Raw genomic sequence first — 15,105 nt, forward strand, 5'->3', positions numbered from 1 at the left:
CCCTATTTGACCGCACCCATCGACAAACCGCGAACTAGTTGCTTTTGCGCCACCCAACCTGCGATCACCACGGGCAGCGAGGCGAGTACCGAAGCGGCGGAGAGCTTGGCCAGGAAGAGCCCTTCGCTGGTCATTTGAGAGACCAGGAAGACCGGCACGGTGGCCGCATTGGCTGCGGTCAGGTTGAGTGCAAAGAAGAATTCATTCCAGGCGAAGATAACGCAGATCAGTGCGGTTGCCGCGAGCCCAGGCGCCACCATCGGCACCAAAATAGTTCGCATCGTCTTAATCAGGCCAGCACCGTCCATCTGGGCCGCCTCCAGGACCTCACCGGGCACCTCCTGGAAGAAGGAGCGCATCATCCACACCGCGATGGGTAGGTTCATCGAGGTATAGAGCACGATCAGGGTACCGATATTGTCGAGCACCTTGAGCTGACCCGCAATAACGTAGATCGGCATGATCACCGCAACCACGGGGAGCATTTTGGTGGAGATGAAGAAGAACAAAACATCGGAGGTCTTCTTCACCGGACGGATGCTCAGTGCATAGGAGGCGGGCACCGCCAGCAGGATGACCAGGATTGTGGAGATGCCGGTAGCCAGCAAGGAGTTCAGAAAATAGCTGCCAGCCCCGGCGTTGAGCACTGCGGCGAACTGGTCGAAAGTCGGGGCAAAGATGAATTTCGGCGGAGTAGAGGCAGCGTCGGATTCCTGCTTGAAGGCGGTCATCACCATCCAGAGCACAGGGGCGAAGAAGATCAGTGCGATCAGCCAGGTCAGGGTGGTCAGCGCAGAGGCGCCAACCTTATTCCGGCGAGCCTTGGAATTCTCCGGAGGGGTAACGGTGCGAGTGCTGAGGGTGGCTGTCATAGCGCGTCCTTCGTGTCGAAGCTGCGGAAGATCAATCGCAAGGCAAAGGTGGCAATCACAATCGTGGCGATCACGGTGACCACACCCATCGCCGCGGATTGGCCGATATCGAAGCCCAGGAAGGCTCGTTGATAGATGTAGAAGGGCAGATTGGCGCTCGCCGTACCGGGACCGCCAGCGGTCATCAGATAGATCTGATCGAAGGTGTTCACCACGTAGATCGCACCCAGAAGTACGCCTAGTTCGATATAGCGACGAAGCTGCGGAAGCGTCACAAAGGCGAAAGTCTTCCACCAGCCCGCACCGTCAATCTGCGCGGCCTCCAACACATCCTTCGCCTGCGCCTGCAGGCCGGAGAGAACCAGCAGCATCATGAACGGCGTCCACTGCCAGACCAGGGCGATCAGGATCGACAGCACCGGGTACTTCGAGGTCCAGTCCACCGCGGGAATCCCCACCAAGGAGGTGAGCCAGTTGACCAAGCCGAAGCTCGGATTGAGCATTGAAACGCTCCACAGCGTGGCGGAGGCGGCCGGCATGATCAGGAAGGGGGTGATCAGTAGGGTACGAACCACCGAGCGGCCACGGAAGCTGCGGTCCAGCAGAATGGCCAGCAGGATCCCCAGGATCATAGCGACGACGACGCAAGCCAGGGTGATCAGGATAGAGTTCAGGGCTGCGCCACGGAAGGTCGAATTCAGAAAGATATCCGCGTAATTCTTCAGGAAAACGAACTGATCGCTATCCGGGCGAAGCAGGTTCCAGTTCCGCAGCGAGTACCAGATGGTCAGGATAAAGGGCACCTGGGTCACCACGACGGTGAAGATCAGCGCGGGTAATAGTGGGGCCCGGCGACGCCAGCCCTCGGCACGGGAGAAGTCCGTTGCGGGGTCCACTGGTTTGTCGCGCCGAGCGGGTCGGGCCTTGACCGCCGTCGTCGTCATTTGCTGGACTCCGTTCCGTTAGCTCCTGATTGGTAGGATTCTGCGACTACCTGGGCGTATTGCTGAGCTTGCTCAAGCGCATCTTTGACGCTCTTCTGCCCGGCAATCGCGGCGGATATTTGTTGGGCAACCTGGGTACCCAGGTCTTGGAATTCCGGAATGCCGACGAACTGCAAGCCGGGATAGGGCACCTTCTGCACCATTGAGTTCGCCTGCGAGGCATTGTTCATGGCGTCCAGTGTGGGTTGCGCATAAGCCTTCGCTACTTGAGCGTATTGCGGGATCTGATAGGTCGACTTCCGGCTTCCTGGGGGAACCCGTTCCCAACCGATCTGGTTGCCCACCAGCTTGATGTAGTCCTTACTGGTCATCCAGGAGACGAAGTCCCAGGCGGCATCCTTGTGCTGCGAGGTTTTCGGAATGGCGAGCGACCAGCTGTACAGCCAGCCCGCCGATTTGGTGTCCTTGACCGGGGCCGGAGCGTAAGCGGTCTGCCCGGCCACCTTGGAAGATTTCGGATCCTCAACCGAAGAGACCATCGCAGTGGCGTCGTACCACATGGCCGCCTTGCCTTGGCTGTAGCGGGTGATGCAGTCACCGTAACCGCTTGTGGCCGCGCCCGGCTGCCCGTAGTTGTTCAGCAGGCTGACGTAGTCGCTGACTGCCGATTCCACCTGGGGCGAGTTGAGCTTGGCATTCCAGTTCTGATCGAACCACTGGCCGCCATAGGTGTTGATCATGGTGTCCAGCGGAGCCATTACCTCGCCCCAACCGGCCAAACCGCGCAGGCAGATTCCGGCGAAGTCACTCTTCTTATCGTCTAATTTCGCGGCGAAGCCTTTCAGGTCATCCCAGGTGGGATGCGCGGGCATGGTCAGCCCAGCTTTCTCGAAAAGATCCTTGCGGTAGGCAACGAAGGAGGACTCACCGTAGAAAGGTACCGAATAGAGGTCGTTCTGGTAGCTCAGCGCGTCCTTAATGGTGGGGATGAAGTCGTTCGGGTCGTAACCGGAGGTCTTATCCGCATAGGGCTGTAGATCGGTGATCCAACCATTCTTCGCCCACATCTGAGTTTCGTAGTTGGAGATCATCACGACGTCGAACTCACTGCCCCCGGTGGCTACCGAAGCGGTGATCTTGGCTCGCGCTTCGTTTTCCGGCAGCGAGACGAACCGAACATTGACGTCCGGATGCGCTTTGCGGAAGTCATCCTGCAGGGAAATGGCGTCCTTCATCTGCGGATTTGCCACAATCGCGACGACGATATCGGTCTTCGAGCTGCCGCTTGGCGAGCAGCCGGTCAGGGCGAGCGCTGCCGTCGCGAGAACTGCGCTAATTGCTAGCCAGCGTCTCTGCCGACCTGAGCGGTGCGGGAACTTCATGGGAAACCTTCCGGGCCATTGCTCCACAGCGCTCATTTGAGTCGCCATTGAAGCTCATTTGTTAAGTGACTTTAGTCATATAAGATCATTTGAGCAATAGATTTCGCTCATTCGGTCCTGGATTACGGTCGAGATGGGGGACAGGGAGCCATGACAGCAATCGATATTGATCAGTCGGATCACGAAGGATTCTTAGCCCAGGTGGGTAAGGATCATTACTTGGACAATCTGTCCAAGGTGGAAATCGCCAAGCGCTACGGGATTTCCCGATTTCAGGTGGCGCGGCTGCTCGATGAAGCTCGCGCGGAGGGCATCGTCCGGATTGAAGTGCGCTTCCCCGGTAGCTCCGGTGCCATTGACGAAGTTACCTTGGCGCGACGCTTGGGCATTCGGAAGGTAGTGCTTACCCGCACGCTGAGCGATGACCTGCAGCAGCGCGACCTGCTGGCCCAGGCGGTAGCCAAGGAACTGACGGAACTCACCCGAGTCGGCATGACCGTCGGGGTCTCCTGGTCCCGCACTTTGAATATGGCAGCCCGCTATGTGGAGAAACTTCCTCGCTGCGAAATCGTCCAACTGGCCGGTGCCTTACCGGGATCGGTGAACTCCAATCCGCTTGAACTCGTGCAGCGGCTAGGTCGAGTCTCCAACGGCACGGTATGGCCACTATGGGCGCCACTCGTGGTGGATACCCCCCGCACCGCGGCCGGGCTACGGCAGCAACTGGAGATTTCCACCGCACTCACCAAGGCGGATTCCCTGGACCTGGCTGCGGTGGCTATCGGAGCCTGGGGACCCGCGCTTTCCACCGTCTGGGACCGCGTGGACAATCTGGTCAGGCAGAGCACGCTCGACGCCGGTGCGGTAGCTGAGTGCTCCGGCAGGCTGATCTCGGCGGACGGGCGTTCGGTGCGCTCAGAACTGGACTCTCGGGTGCTTGCCGTGACCCTCGATCAACTCAAACGCACCCCGACCGTAATCGCGGTGGCGCAGGGCGAGGCCCGGGCGGATGCGGTCCGGGCAGCGATCTCAGCCCGGATCGTCAGCATTCTGGTGATCGATCAATCGCTCGCCACAGCCCTGCTTAAGGAGACCAACGGATGAGCAATGTGTTGGGAATAGATTCCTCCACCCAGTCATCCAAGGTGCTGGTGGTCTCCGCCGAGACCGGGGAAGTGCAAGCCTCCGGTTCGGCCGCCCATCCGGACGGTACAGCGATCGATCCGCGATCCTGGACCGAGGCGCTCCAGGACGCCTGGGGACAAGCCAGGGTCTCAGACTTTGGCAGCTCGGTGACCGCAGTGGCCGTTGGCGCGCAACAGCACGGAATGGTTGCCTTGGATCGGGCTAACCACCCGGTGTTCGATGCCTTGCTCTGGAATGACACCCGCAGCGCCCCGCAAGCGGCGCGGATGGTGACCGAACTCGGAGCGGAGAGCTGGGCGTCGTCGACCGGCCTAGTTCCGGTGCCTTCCTTTACCATCACAAAACTTGCCTGGCTTTTCGAGAACCATCCGGAACTCGCCCGCCGGGTGGCGCGGGTCTGCCTGCCTCATGACTGGCTCAATCTACAGCTCGCCGGGGCCTTCACCACCGATCGTAGTGACGCCTCGGGCACCGGCTATTTCGATCCGGTGAGCAACGAATACCAGCTCTCCACGCTCGAACGATATTTCGGAGCTGTGCCTGAACTTCCCAAGGTGCTGGGCCCCGCCGAACGAGCCGGGACCCTGAACGATGGCTGGGGGTTACCCAAAGCCGTATTGGCAGCCGGTGCCGGAGACAATGCGGCGGCTGCTCTGGGCTTGGGCATCGAACCGGGCGAGGTGGTGGTTTCGGTTGGTACCTCCGGCACCGTCTTCACTTCCTCCACCGGGCCGTACCGGGATTCATCCGGACAGATTGCCGGTTTCGCCGATGCCACCGGGCAGTACCTACCCTTGCTGGCGATGCTGAACTCGGCTCGTACCATGAGCGCAACCGCTGCGATGCTGCGGGTGAACCTCGGCGAACTGGACCGGCTAGCCCAAGCCGCACCGGCGGATGCCGGCGGCTTGCTGCTACTGCCCTATCTCGACGGCGAGCGGACGCCTAATCTGCCCACCGCACAGGGCACGTTACTGGGCTTGAGCCGAACCTCAATGACACCGGAGAACCTGGCCAGGGCCTCGGTGCTCGGGGTGTTGAACTCACTGGCAGATGCGGTTGAGCTGATCCAAGCCGACGGGGTCCCGGTGCGGCGGGTACTGCTCATTGGTGGCGGCTCGAAGTCGGTGGCCCTGCGCCAGGCGGCGGCCTCGGTACTCGGCGTCGAAGTAGAGGTTCCGGCGGCCGGAGAGTACGTTGCGCTGGGCGCGGCCAGGCAGGCGGCCTGGGCTGTTCATGGTGAATACCCCCGGTGGAAACGGCGGATCGAGGAGCGCTTCGAGCCCGACGGCAGCGACTGGGGCGCGGAGTTGCGCGGACGCTATGTGGAGGCGCGAAAGGCTACTTACGGAGTCTGATCGGTTTTTAGCCCCGCAAGCCTTGGCCGGGTTGGCTTCACGCCATCGTTTTTGACGGCGCTGCACTGCACTGTGCTGCGGCAAAGGGATAGAGTCGGAAGGTGTTCATCTCCGTGGTGATCCCGGTTCTCAATGATTCCGAATTCCTGACTGTCTGCCTGGCCGCGCTCGCTAAGCAGAGTAGGCAGGCCGATGAGATCGTGGTGGTGGACAACGGCTCCAGCGATGACTCTGCGGCCGTGGCCAAGGCGGCCGGCGCCGTCGTACTCCTTGAACCCCGGCGAGGCATCCTGCCCGCCACTGCCACCGGTTTCAACGGCGCCAAGGGTGAGGTCTTCGCGCGGCTCGATGCGGACTCGGTGCCCGCCCAGGACTGGCTAGAACGCATTGAGCGGCAGTTAGCGGAACAACCGGAAGCCGTCGCCATCACCGGAATGGGTGAGTTCTATGGGGGCAATGCATTCTTACGCTGGTGCGGCAGGGCTTTGGTGGGCGGCGGGAACTTCAGGTTACTTTCCTGGGGCCTCGGTTACACGCCGCTCTATGCATCGAATATGGCGATCCGGGCCTCGGCTTGGTACCGGATCCGCGCCAAAGTGCATCTTGATCACGCGGTGAACGACGATACCGATATCTGCCTTCAATTCGAGCCCGATATGGTGGCGATCTATGACTCCGAGTTGCGGGTTGGCGTCTCCGCCCGCCCGTTCTATTCCTGGGCGGCTTTGGGCCATCGGCTAGGCCTGGCGTTCCGGACTCTGGGTATTAATTTTCGTGAACAATCGCTTTGTAGTCGCCGCCGAGTGCGCAGAAAGTGGGCTCGCGCTCAACGGCTCAGGCGACCGTAGAGGGCGAGCAGATCCCGGCTGAGCTGATAAGGAGTGGTTTCGCTTGGGCTGTGCCCTGCCGGATAGATGGACAGCGTTGCCCCTAGCGCCTGGGCGAACTCCCGGTGCAGTTTCATTGGCCAGAGATCGTGCTCTCCCACCGCAACGAACTTTGGCTGCGGGAGCTGGGTCAGCTCGGCGCGCAGATCCGGGCTGTGCCGCATTAAGTCCATGATGTCTAGATGGGCATCAGGCCGAGTCAACTCGAAGCGATGCATCGCGAATTTCAGCCGGGCTTGGGAGACAGGAATGAAATTCCGGGCGATACCCCATTTCATTAGTGCCGCTATCACGCCAGGACTTGCCAGCGAGCTGAACCGGCCGATCCGCTTCACGCCGCGGAAGCACTGCCCTGCCAATGGAGGAGTGCTGAGCAATACCAGGCTGAGGACCAGCTCCGGGTGCCGGACGGTGAACATCTCGCCGAGGATCCCGCCGAAGGAATAGCCAAGTAGGTGGACCGGTCCACCGATTTCCAGGAAGTGCAGCAAATCATCCAGGAAGAGCTCGTAATCGTAGTGCTCCCGGGGTGGAACGAGGTTTTCGGGCCCGGCGGCGAAGGATTCGTACTGCCCCGCCAGGTCGTAGCTCTGCACGAAATAGCCTGCCTCGGCCAGAACTGGCATCACGAACCAGAAATCCTCCTTGGAGCCCGTCGCACCGGGGAGCAGCACAACTCGCGGATTCTCTGGCTTTCCCATCGAAACCATGGCGAGCGGGCCGCTGGGGGCTTCGAAGACGCCCGGCACACTTCCGGAGGGAAGAACCGACCAATCAATATCTGGTAGCTGCTCATCGAGCAACGCGGGGGTGCTCATAAGGCGATTTTACGGCTTGATGGATTTGCCGGTTATCCGACTCAATAGATCCATCGGCGGCGGGCGCCTTTCGTGGTTAGCCGGCCGGATTGCTGAGTAGGCTTTGCACGGTGGCTTTAGAGCCCGCCTCATGCAGGCTGTCCAGAGCCTTCGAATAGGCGGCCACGAACCGTTCGTTGTCGATCAGATCACCAAAGACGGCTCGGTTGGCAATGAAAGCGAGCTTGTCTCCACCGGGCGTTCCCGGCCGCTGCCGTGCTGCGGCCGCCATCAGGCTGTCCTTGAGCTGGTCGACGACGACGATGGGCTCGCCTGCCTCGTCGGTGCCTTCCGCATAACGCGCCCAGGAGGCGACGATTCCAGCGCTGCGTTCGATTTCACCACCGGTGGCTAGATTGATCCGGATCACCGGGACCAACCATTTGGGGATTCGGTCCGAACTCTCCGCGCATAGCCGGGCCAGGGTGTCCCGGACGTACTCGTTGGAGAATCTTTCAATCAGGGTGCGCTGATAGGTCGGAAGATCGACTCCAGGAACTGGTTCCAGAGTCGGGGTAGCTTCCAATTCCATGTATTCCAGCAAGAAGTTGGCGAAGAGCGGATCCTGGCAGACCTCATGGGCATAGCGGTATCCGGCCAGATAACCGAAATAGCACTGCCCCTGATGGCTCGCATTGAGCAGCCGTAACTTCATCAGCTCATAGGGTTCCACATCATCGACTACTTGCACGCCGGCATCTTCGTAACTTGGCCGCCCGAGGGCGAAATGATCTTCTAGAACCCATTGTTCAAAGGGTTCGCAGACCACGGGCCAGGCATCTTCGACGCCGAACTGCTCGGCAATGCTGGCTCGATCCTGATCTGTGGTGACGGGGGTGATCCGGTCCACCATGGAGTTCGGGAAGGGCACTTCGGCCCGCATCCAATCGCCCAGCTGCGGATCGCCGATCACCTGACCGCGGAGATCTGCATAGGCGGTGAACATCTTCTTAGCCACGTCGCCATTGCCCTGAATGTTGTCGCAGGACATCACGGTAAACGGAGCCATGCCTCGTTCACGACGCCTGACGAGCGCTTCGACGACGAGGCCGAAGCTTGTTTGGGGGGCGGCTCCGGGCTGCAGATCGTGTTGCACCTCGGGATTCTCCGCATTGAATTCGCCGGTCACATGGTGGAAGTTGTAGCCGCCCTCGGTGACGGTGAGGGAGACAATCCGTACCTCGGGGGAGGCGAGCTTCTCGATCACTACTTCTGGGTCGGCCGGGGCGAAGAGGTATTCGGCGATAGAGCCAATCACCCTGCCTTCTCGGCTTCCATCGGGATTCTTCAGCACCAAGGTGTAGAGGCAGTCCTGCTCCTTCATGACCTGGGCCATGGCCTCGTCATGTGGCAGAACTCCTACTCCGCAGATCGCCCAATCCAGGGCTTTGCCCTGGTTCATTAGCCGGTCCAGGTACATGGCCTGGTGTGCTCGGTGGAATCCGCCGACGCCGAAGTGCACAATGCCGGTACGTAACTGGGAGCGGTCGTAGCTGGGAGTAGCCAGTTCTGGGGGCAGCTCAGAGAGTGCTGCTTGACTGAGTTTCACCATTCGAAAAGTCCTTGGGCTGCGAAAGAGGGATGGTTTACGGATTCTATCGGATGAGCAACCACAGGATTTCAAATGAGCGATTCAGCTCCTTTGGTGGCCCGTTCTACCATTGGCGGTCAGTACGCTGAATGCGTGCCTGCTCGGCGGAATTTCAACGGAAATCTCGAGAGTTCATTCGTACCGGCAGTTTGAGTTCTTCAAAATGATCTGCGAGCAGGTTCATGACGCCTTCCGGCGAACGCTCCAGAATGCCGCGCACCACGAGTCCTTCGGATTCACGGACTGTTCGGCGATGCCGTTTCCAGGCTCCTTCCGAACACACCACATTGACTAGGCCGGTCTCGTCTTCAATATTGATGAAGGTAGTGCTGTTGGCGGTTGCCGGACGCTGTCGGTGAGTGACCACTCCACCGATTCTGACCCTTCGGCCCGCTTCGGTGGTCTTTAGTTCGGTGGCACTGAGAATTCCTTGTTCGCGCAGCTTGGCGCGTAGGTGCCGCACCGGATTGTCATGAGGAGAGATGCCGGTGGCCCAAATATCGGAAACCAGCTCGTCTAGCTCGGTAAACTCGGGCAGCATCGGGGCTTCGTAGCGAAGAGCCGTGCCGGGCAACTGATCGCTACGCTCCTGTGCCGCGGGACCAGCTTCCCAGAGGGCTTCCCGGCGATTGCTATTCAAGGAATCAAAAGCTCCGGCTGCTGCCAAGGCCTCCATTTGGGCACTACTGGGCTCCACCCTGCGAGCCAGATCGGCAAGGTCCCTAAAGGGTGCTTTGGCCCGTTCTGCCACGATCCGTTCTGCCAGTGCCTTGCTCACTGCCTTCACGCTGGAGAGGCCGAGCCGCACCGCCTGAGCGCCATCCCGGCGATGAGTGGAAAGCTTATGGTCAGCGTTTCTGTCGAAAGGTCCAATTTTCGGTTGCTCACGCTCCAGGCAGGAAGCCATGCCGGCGGCTAATCCATTGAAATTGGCCAAACCTTGCTGTTCGGAATCTCCCTTTTGGGGATCTGTCGGTTCCGAGTCCAGTGGCTCAAGCCCGGCGTCTACTCCGGAGAGCAGTAAGTCCGGCCCACGGACCTGCACGCCGTGCCTCCGGGCGTCCTCAACCAGAGTCCGGGGGGAGTAAAAGCCCATTGGCTGGGAACGCAGCAGAGAAGCCAGAAAGGCCGCCGGATAGTGCAGCCGCAACCAAGCGCTGACATAGACCAGCAGGGCGAAGCTAATCGAGTGGCTCTCGGCAAAGCCGAAATTAGCGAAGGCTGCGATCTGCTGGTAGATCCCCTCCGCAGCCTCCCCGGTAATGCCGTTTTCCGCCATCCCGGTGAAGAGTTGAGCCTTCAAGGACTCGATGCGTTCCAGCCCGCGTTTGGAACCCATCGCCCGGCGGAGTAGATCGGCGTCCTCCGGGCTGCAGTTGCCCACTGCGGCGGCCATTTGCATAAGCTGTTCCTGGAAGATCGGTACGCCTAGGGTGCGCTTTAGAACCGGCTCTAGAAGCGGGTGGTCATATCTGATTTGCTTAGGATCAACCCGGCGACGCATATAGGGGTGCACCGCGCCACCCTGAATCGGCCCTGGTCGAACCAAGGCCACCTCAACCACCAGATCGTAGAACTCTCGCGGCTTCAAACGGGGTAAAACGCTCATCTGGGCTCGGCTCTCCAGCTGAAAGACGCCAATCGTATCCGCTAAGCAGAGCTGATCGTAGACCGCCTGCTCCTCCTTGGGGATGGTGTCCAGATCCCAGACCTCCCCGTAGTTATCCCGGACCAGGTCGAAGCAGTGTTGAAGGGCCGCGAGCATGCCCAGGCCGAGCAGATCGAATTTGACCAGACCCATATAGGCGCAGGCGTCCTTATCCCATTGCAGCACGGTGCGGTTCTCCATCCGGGCATGCTCAATGGGACAGATCTCACTCACCGGCTGATCGGTGAGCACCATCCCGCCGGAGTGAATACCCAGGTGCCGGGGAAATTTTCCAATCTGCGCGGCCAAGCGGCGGACCTCTTCTGGAATGTCGTTCTCCGGCTCATCACTGCTGGCCTTAGTGCCCCCGCCATAGGGATTTTCCAACTGCTTCGACCAGGCATCCTGTTGCCCGGCCGAGTAGCCCAGGGCTTTAGCCATATCTCGAACTGCGAATTTGGGTCGGTAGCTGATCACATTTGCCACCTGGGCTGCATTACGCCGCCCGTACTTGTCATAAACGTGCTGGATCACTTCTTCTCGGCGTCGGGAATCGAAGTCAACATCGATATCCGGCTCCTCATTCCGGATGCTGGAGAGGAAGCGTTCAAAAGGTAGGTCGTATTTGATTGAGTCAACCGCGGTAATCCCCAGTAAGTAGCAGACCGCCGAATTTGCTGCCGAGCCCCGGCCCTGGCAGAGGATGCCTTGACTCCTGGCATATTCCACGATCTCGTGCACGATCAGGAAATAACCGGGAAAGTCCTTCAGCTCAATTACGGCCAGCTCGTTTTCGATCCGTTGCCGTTTTTCTTCGTTCAGATCCGGATACCGTTTCGTGGCTCCTTCCCAGACCTTCTCGCGTAGATAACTCATCTGGCTATGCCCCTCCGGAAGGTCGAGCCGGGGCAGCCGCGGCTTGGCTTTGTTCAGTGGGAAGGACAGCTCCTGGGCGAGTTCCACACTTCGCTCGACGGCACCCGGAAACCGAGCGAAGCGGCGTGCCATTTCCGCCCCATTGCGCAGGAAGGCGCTGGGCCCAGCGGGTAGCCAGCCGTCTAGCTCGGCCAGGCTGCGCCGAGCCCGCACCGCAGCTAGTGCGGCCGCGGTGCGGTGCTGCTCCGGCCTGGCGTAGTGCACGTTATTGCTGGCCACCACGGACAAGCCGAGCTTGCTGGCAAGCTCAGCCAGCAAATCATTATTCAGGCTGTCTTGCGGGTGACCGTGGTCATAGAGTTCCACCACCACATTCTCCCGACCAAACAGCTCGACCAACCGGGCCAATTCGCGGCTGGCCGCAACGCCGTCGTCATTGCTGGCCATTCCCTCCGCCAGCGCGCGGCGGACGGCTCCTTTACGGCAGCCGGTGAGAATGAGCCAGTTCCCCGCCGCCGCCTCGGCCAACTCGCTCAGCGCATAGCGCGGCCGCCCCTTTTCTGCACCGTGTGCCAATTGTCCCTGTGTGATGGCGCTGGAGAGCCGATGATAGCCAGCCGTACCCCGAGCCAAGATGAGTAGATGATCGCCCTCCGGATCGGCTTCCCCATTTTGTGGTTTGCTCAAACCCAGGGAGAGCTCGGCCCCATAGACCGTCTGTAACTGTGGATACCCCGCTGCCGCTTCCGCCAATTGAGCGGCTCCATAGAGGCCGTCATGATCGGTCAGAGCGATCCCGTGCAATCCCAGCCGGACGGCTTCTTCAACCAGTTCCGAAGGATCGGAGGCGCCGTCCAGGAAGCTAAAATTCGAATGCGCGTGGAGTTCGGCATAGGGCACGATCGGGCCTTCTGGAGGGGCGATCTCGATCGGGAGATAGGGTCCTCGATGATAGCTCCAGGCCGGTGCATCGCCGCCATCGCCCTCCGGTTCCTCCGCCCGGCTATTGCGCCTCTCGGTTACATGTTTGGAGCCCTTGCTTCGATCCGGACGCCCGGAAAGCTGCCGCTCAAACTCTTTCCACGGCATTGGTGGATTATGCCAGCCCATTAGTCGTAGCTCGCTTCGGCCAGCCACTGCCCGTTTCGGCAGAACAGCAGCCAGGCGGCATCCGTGCTGTCCACAAGCTGGAAGCGGTGCAAGGACTGACTGGAGGATTCCCACCACCGTTCATCTACTGGCCAGGGTCCTGCCCAGGCATTGATCAGCCGTTGTGCCTCTGCTCGACTAGCTTGGATGGGCGGGGTGAAGAAGGCTGGCCTTCCGGAGAGTTCGAGGCGTTCATCCACTTCAATGGTCCGCCCTTCGGTATCCAGAACCTGCACGGTCGGTGGATCGTCGAACAGGGTTGCTGGGGCAGGCCCAGGTAGCGAACCAGGCCAGGGCCGGGCGCGCTCACGTTCCAGTTCTCGCAGTTCTCTCGGTGGTGAGTCGCCCCAGGGAATCAGCACGCTGCGCTGGGCGAGCATCCGCCCTCCGGCTAGCACCGCGGTCAAAACTGCGCCGTGCCCCACCATGCTCTGAATCCGGGACAAGCCGTGATGCACTCGCTCTTGGGGACCATTGCCCCATAGACCCTGGGCATGCGAACCGCCGTCGGCTGTGCTCTCCGGGCTGAGCAGCACCTTGGTGATCCCGGAGCTGAGCTCCGCATCCAGTTCCGGACCGGTCCCCGCGCGGCCCTGCAATTGCCAGCGCACCCGATCCAGGACATCTTCCGCATCGAAGAAACGCGGATGCTTCCAGACTCGTTCGAGGTGTTCACCGGAGTCGCTTTCAAGCCGAATTCTGACGGCGGTGCAGACCAGACCTTCCTCGCTGATTCCGTCAATAAAACGTTCCGCAGAGGTTTTAATCGCAAAAGCCAGCTGATCGACCCGGCTGAGAGCTGGTTCGAAGTCCACTACGACGTCCAGCTCGGGGGGAGGTGCCTGTGGCACAACAGTCCGAGAGTCCAGGCCCCGAGCCAGTAAATGTGCCCGCGCGCCATCTTCACCGAAACGGCTGCGCACCTTATTGGCAGTCAGTGCAGCGAAGTCTCCCAGCGTCTCTAAGCCCAACCGTTGCAGAAGGGAAACTAAATCTGGTTGCTGCAAAACACTCAAAGGTAGCCGGGAGAGGAAATCGGCGGAAGCCTCCGGCTGCACAATACGGATATCGTTGCTCTTCCGAGCTGCCTGCTCTGCGGCGAAAATGCCATCGGCAATGCCAACCAGTGCTTGCTGAACTCCCAAGCCGAGCACGCTGTCCCGAAGGACTTCCGCAGCCTGGTGCTCGCTGCCGAAGTACCGAGCCGGCCCCTTGGCACGAATGGCGCAGGTGCCCGGCCGGAGTAACTGTGCCCCGGGCATGATCTGTTCAATAGCGGCCAGCACCGGTTGGAAGGCTCGAAGATCGTGATTTGGATCGTAGTTGACAAGCTGCAGTTGAGTGCAGCGAGCCTGCGCTTCCCTGAGTCGAAGACCTCTTCTGACGCCTTCTAGCCGCGCCGACGATGAACAGGCGAAAACCTCGCCCTTCTGGATGAGCGCTATCGGTCGCCGAGCGTCGAGTTCTTGCGATTCCTGAATGGCGGCGCTCACTGGCCAATCCGGGCACCAAAGCACCATGGCTCGATGACTCATTGGCCCGCCGCCACGGTGAGGTTGGGGTATAGCGAGGGCGCCGCACCGGGCTTCGCCTTGCGGCTCGCGGATACGCGCTGCTCCGGCAGCTGCTGAGCGGGCAATGAGCGGATAACGGAAGGCCCGGGGACCCAGAGCTCGCCCCGGTGCTCCTGCTGACCTCTTCGGCTGCGCCAATCGGCAGCCACGGTGACTCCTCGTCCTTGCAAGTGGCCATGACCTTCGCCCAGCCCCAACCAGCTATTTCCGACAACCCGCAGCTCGGCATCAGCCGGTGACCAAGGACCGTGTGAAATCAGCACTGCCTCTCGTTGTCGTAGTCGGGCTCCGAGCCGAGCCGCTTGGCCTGCGGAAGCCCGAGCGGGAGCGTTTAACAGCAATACCTCAACAATGTCGACCAAGGCCGCCGCCACATTCAGCCATTGTTCACCGGGGTTTGGCACCAGAATCAAGCGTTCCAGTTCAATGCCGAAATGCGCGGCGGCCTCGACATTGAAATCCGGCAGACCCAGCACCGCACACCAGGCACCTTCCGAGGAGGGTCCGGCTAGCATGGCCATGGAGAGGGTTTTCGAGCCGCTGACGGTGTAAATGCCTCCTGCTTGCAGCGCTCCGCCGGGGAGCAGCGTTCGCAGCTCCGGATGCGTCGGCAGGGTACGAGAATCCAGCCGAGATCCCTGTGCGCTGTGAATTCTGGACTGCAGTTCCTGGACCGTTTGACCAGTATTTCCCTTCCCGGAGGGCTCTGGCACGGCAGAGAGCGCGAATTCGCGGCGTGTCGTGTTTCCGAATTCCTGTTCCCGTGCTAATGGATTCATTTGTTAATATTCGAACATATATTCGAGTCTGTCAACTACAGA

General features: G+C 60.5%; 11 protein-coding genes. 3 read left to right on the top strand and 8 right to left on the bottom strand.

From position 1 onward, the window contains the following. Window positions 1-2: 2 nt before the first annotated feature. From FHU41_RS11085 to FHU41_RS11095, 3 genes are read right to left on the bottom strand one after another with little or no spacing between them, the layout of a single operon-like run. Window positions 3-872 carry a carbohydrate ABC transporter permease gene (locus FHU41_RS11085; RefSeq protein WP_179389717.1) on the bottom strand — a complete coding sequence of 290 codons (870 nt, stop codon included), beginning with the start codon at window positions 870-872 and terminating at the stop codon, window positions 3-5. Beyond that, the gene (locus FHU41_RS11090) at window positions 869-1,816 is read right to left on the bottom strand and encodes a carbohydrate ABC transporter permease (RefSeq protein ID WP_179389718.1); all 948 of its coding nucleotides are present in this window, start codon (window positions 1,814-1,816) and stop codon (window positions 869-871) included. The genes FHU41_RS11085 and FHU41_RS11090 overlap by 4 nt, the downstream gene beginning before the upstream one ends. After that, window positions 1,813-3,198 carry an ABC transporter substrate-binding protein gene (locus FHU41_RS11095; protein WP_179389719.1) on the bottom strand — a complete coding sequence of 462 codons (1,386 nt, stop codon included), beginning with the start codon at window positions 3,196-3,198 and terminating at the stop codon, window positions 1,813-1,815. Before FHU41_RS11095 ends, FHU41_RS11090 begins: the two co-directional genes overlap by 4 nt. Before the next feature lie 150 nt (window positions 3,199-3,348). On the opposite strand from FHU41_RS11095, the gene FHU41_RS11100 reads away from it, so the two are divergent. The 3 genes from FHU41_RS11100 (at window position 3,349) to FHU41_RS11110 (ending at window position 6,550) form a co-directional block, all read left to right on the top strand. Beyond that, entirely contained in the window at window positions 3,349-4,302 is a 954-nt protein-coding gene (locus FHU41_RS11100) for a sugar-binding transcriptional regulator (RefSeq protein WP_179389720.1), read from the top strand. After that, on the top strand, window positions 4,299-5,702 hold the full coding sequence (gene xylB, locus FHU41_RS11105) for a xylulokinase (protein WP_179389721.1): 1,404 nt from the start codon (window positions 4,299-4,301) through the stop codon (window positions 5,700-5,702). Before FHU41_RS11100 ends, xylB begins: the two co-directional genes overlap by 4 nt. A gap of 101 nt (window positions 5,703-5,803) precedes the next feature. Further along, on the top strand, window positions 5,804-6,550 hold the full coding sequence (locus FHU41_RS11110) for a glycosyltransferase (protein ID WP_179389722.1): 747 nt from the start codon (window positions 5,804-5,806) through the stop codon (window positions 6,548-6,550). Here the strand turns inward: FHU41_RS11110 and FHU41_RS11115 are convergent. The 5 genes from FHU41_RS11115 to FHU41_RS11135 all read right to left on the bottom strand — a co-directional run bounded on the left by FHU41_RS11115 (window position 6,529) and on the right by FHU41_RS11135 (window position 15,063). Then, window positions 6,529-7,407: an alpha/beta fold hydrolase gene (locus FHU41_RS11115; RefSeq protein ID WP_179389723.1), complete on the bottom strand. Its 879-nt coding sequence runs from the start codon at window positions 7,405-7,407 to the stop codon at window positions 6,529-6,531. The genes FHU41_RS11110 and FHU41_RS11115 overlap by 22 nt on opposite strands. Before the next feature lie 76 nt (window positions 7,408-7,483). Next, window positions 7,484-8,998, bottom strand: coding sequence for a mannitol dehydrogenase family protein (locus tag FHU41_RS11120; RefSeq protein ID WP_179389724.1), 1,515 nt, complete (start codon window positions 8,996-8,998; stop codon window positions 7,484-7,486). A 151-nt stretch (window positions 8,999-9,149) separates the two neighbouring features. Further along, complete coding sequence (locus tag FHU41_RS11125; RefSeq protein ID WP_179390419.1) at window positions 9,150-12,671, bottom strand: error-prone DNA polymerase; 3,522 nt, start codon at window positions 12,669-12,671, stop codon at window positions 9,150-9,152. Next, entirely contained in the window at window positions 12,671-14,245 is a 1,575-nt protein-coding gene (locus FHU41_RS11130) for a DNA polymerase Y family protein (RefSeq protein WP_179389725.1), read from the bottom strand. The genes FHU41_RS11125 and FHU41_RS11130 overlap by 1 nt, the downstream gene beginning before the upstream one ends. After that, complete coding sequence (locus FHU41_RS11135) at window positions 14,242-15,063, bottom strand: hypothetical protein (protein WP_179389726.1); 822 nt, start codon at window positions 15,061-15,063, stop codon at window positions 14,242-14,244. Before FHU41_RS11135 ends, FHU41_RS11130 begins: the two co-directional genes overlap by 4 nt. Window positions 15,064-15,105 lie beyond the last annotated feature (42 nt).

This window comes from Psychromicrobium silvestre (assembly GCF_013408295.1).
In the GTDB taxonomy this organism is placed as follows: domain Bacteria; phylum Actinomycetota; class Actinomycetes; order Actinomycetales; family Micrococcaceae; genus Renibacterium; species Renibacterium silvestre.

Bases quoted from the DNA above. Each gene is read 5' to 3' on its own strand.
- FHU41_RS11115 (WP_179389723.1), bottom strand. From the start codon at position 7,407: ATGAGCACCCCCGCGTTGCTCGATGAGCAGCTACCAGATATTGATTGG.
- FHU41_RS11125 (WP_179390419.1), bottom strand. From the start codon at position 12,671: ATGGGCTGGCATAATCCACCAATGCCGTGGAAAGAGTTTGAGCGGCAG.
- FHU41_RS11100 (WP_179389720.1), top strand. From the start codon at position 3,349: ATGACAGCAATCGATATTGATCAGTCGGATCACGAAGGATTCTTAGCC.
- FHU41_RS11130 (WP_179389725.1), bottom strand. From the start codon at position 14,245: ATGAGTCATCGAGCCATGGTGCTTTGGTGCCCGGATTGGCCAGTGAGC.
- FHU41_RS11090 (WP_179389718.1), bottom strand. From the start codon at position 1,816: ATGACGACGACGGCGGTCAAGGCCCGACCCGCTCGGCGCGACAAACCA.
- FHU41_RS11085 (WP_179389717.1), bottom strand. From the start codon at position 872: ATGACAGCCACCCTCAGCACTCGCACCGTTACCCCTCCGGAGAATTCC.
- FHU41_RS11120 (WP_179389724.1), bottom strand. From the start codon at position 8,998: ATGGTGAAACTCAGTCAAGCAGCACTCTCTGAGCTGCCCCCAGAACTG.
- xylB (WP_179389721.1), top strand. From the start codon at position 4,299: ATGAGCAATGTGTTGGGAATAGATTCCTCCACCCAGTCATCCAAGGTG.
- FHU41_RS11135 (WP_179389726.1), bottom strand. From the start codon at position 15,063: ATGAATCCATTAGCACGGGAACAGGAATTCGGAAACACGACACGCCGC.
- FHU41_RS11095 (WP_179389719.1), bottom strand. From the start codon at position 3,198: ATGAAGTTCCCGCACCGCTCAGGTCGGCAGAGACGCTGGCTAGCAATT.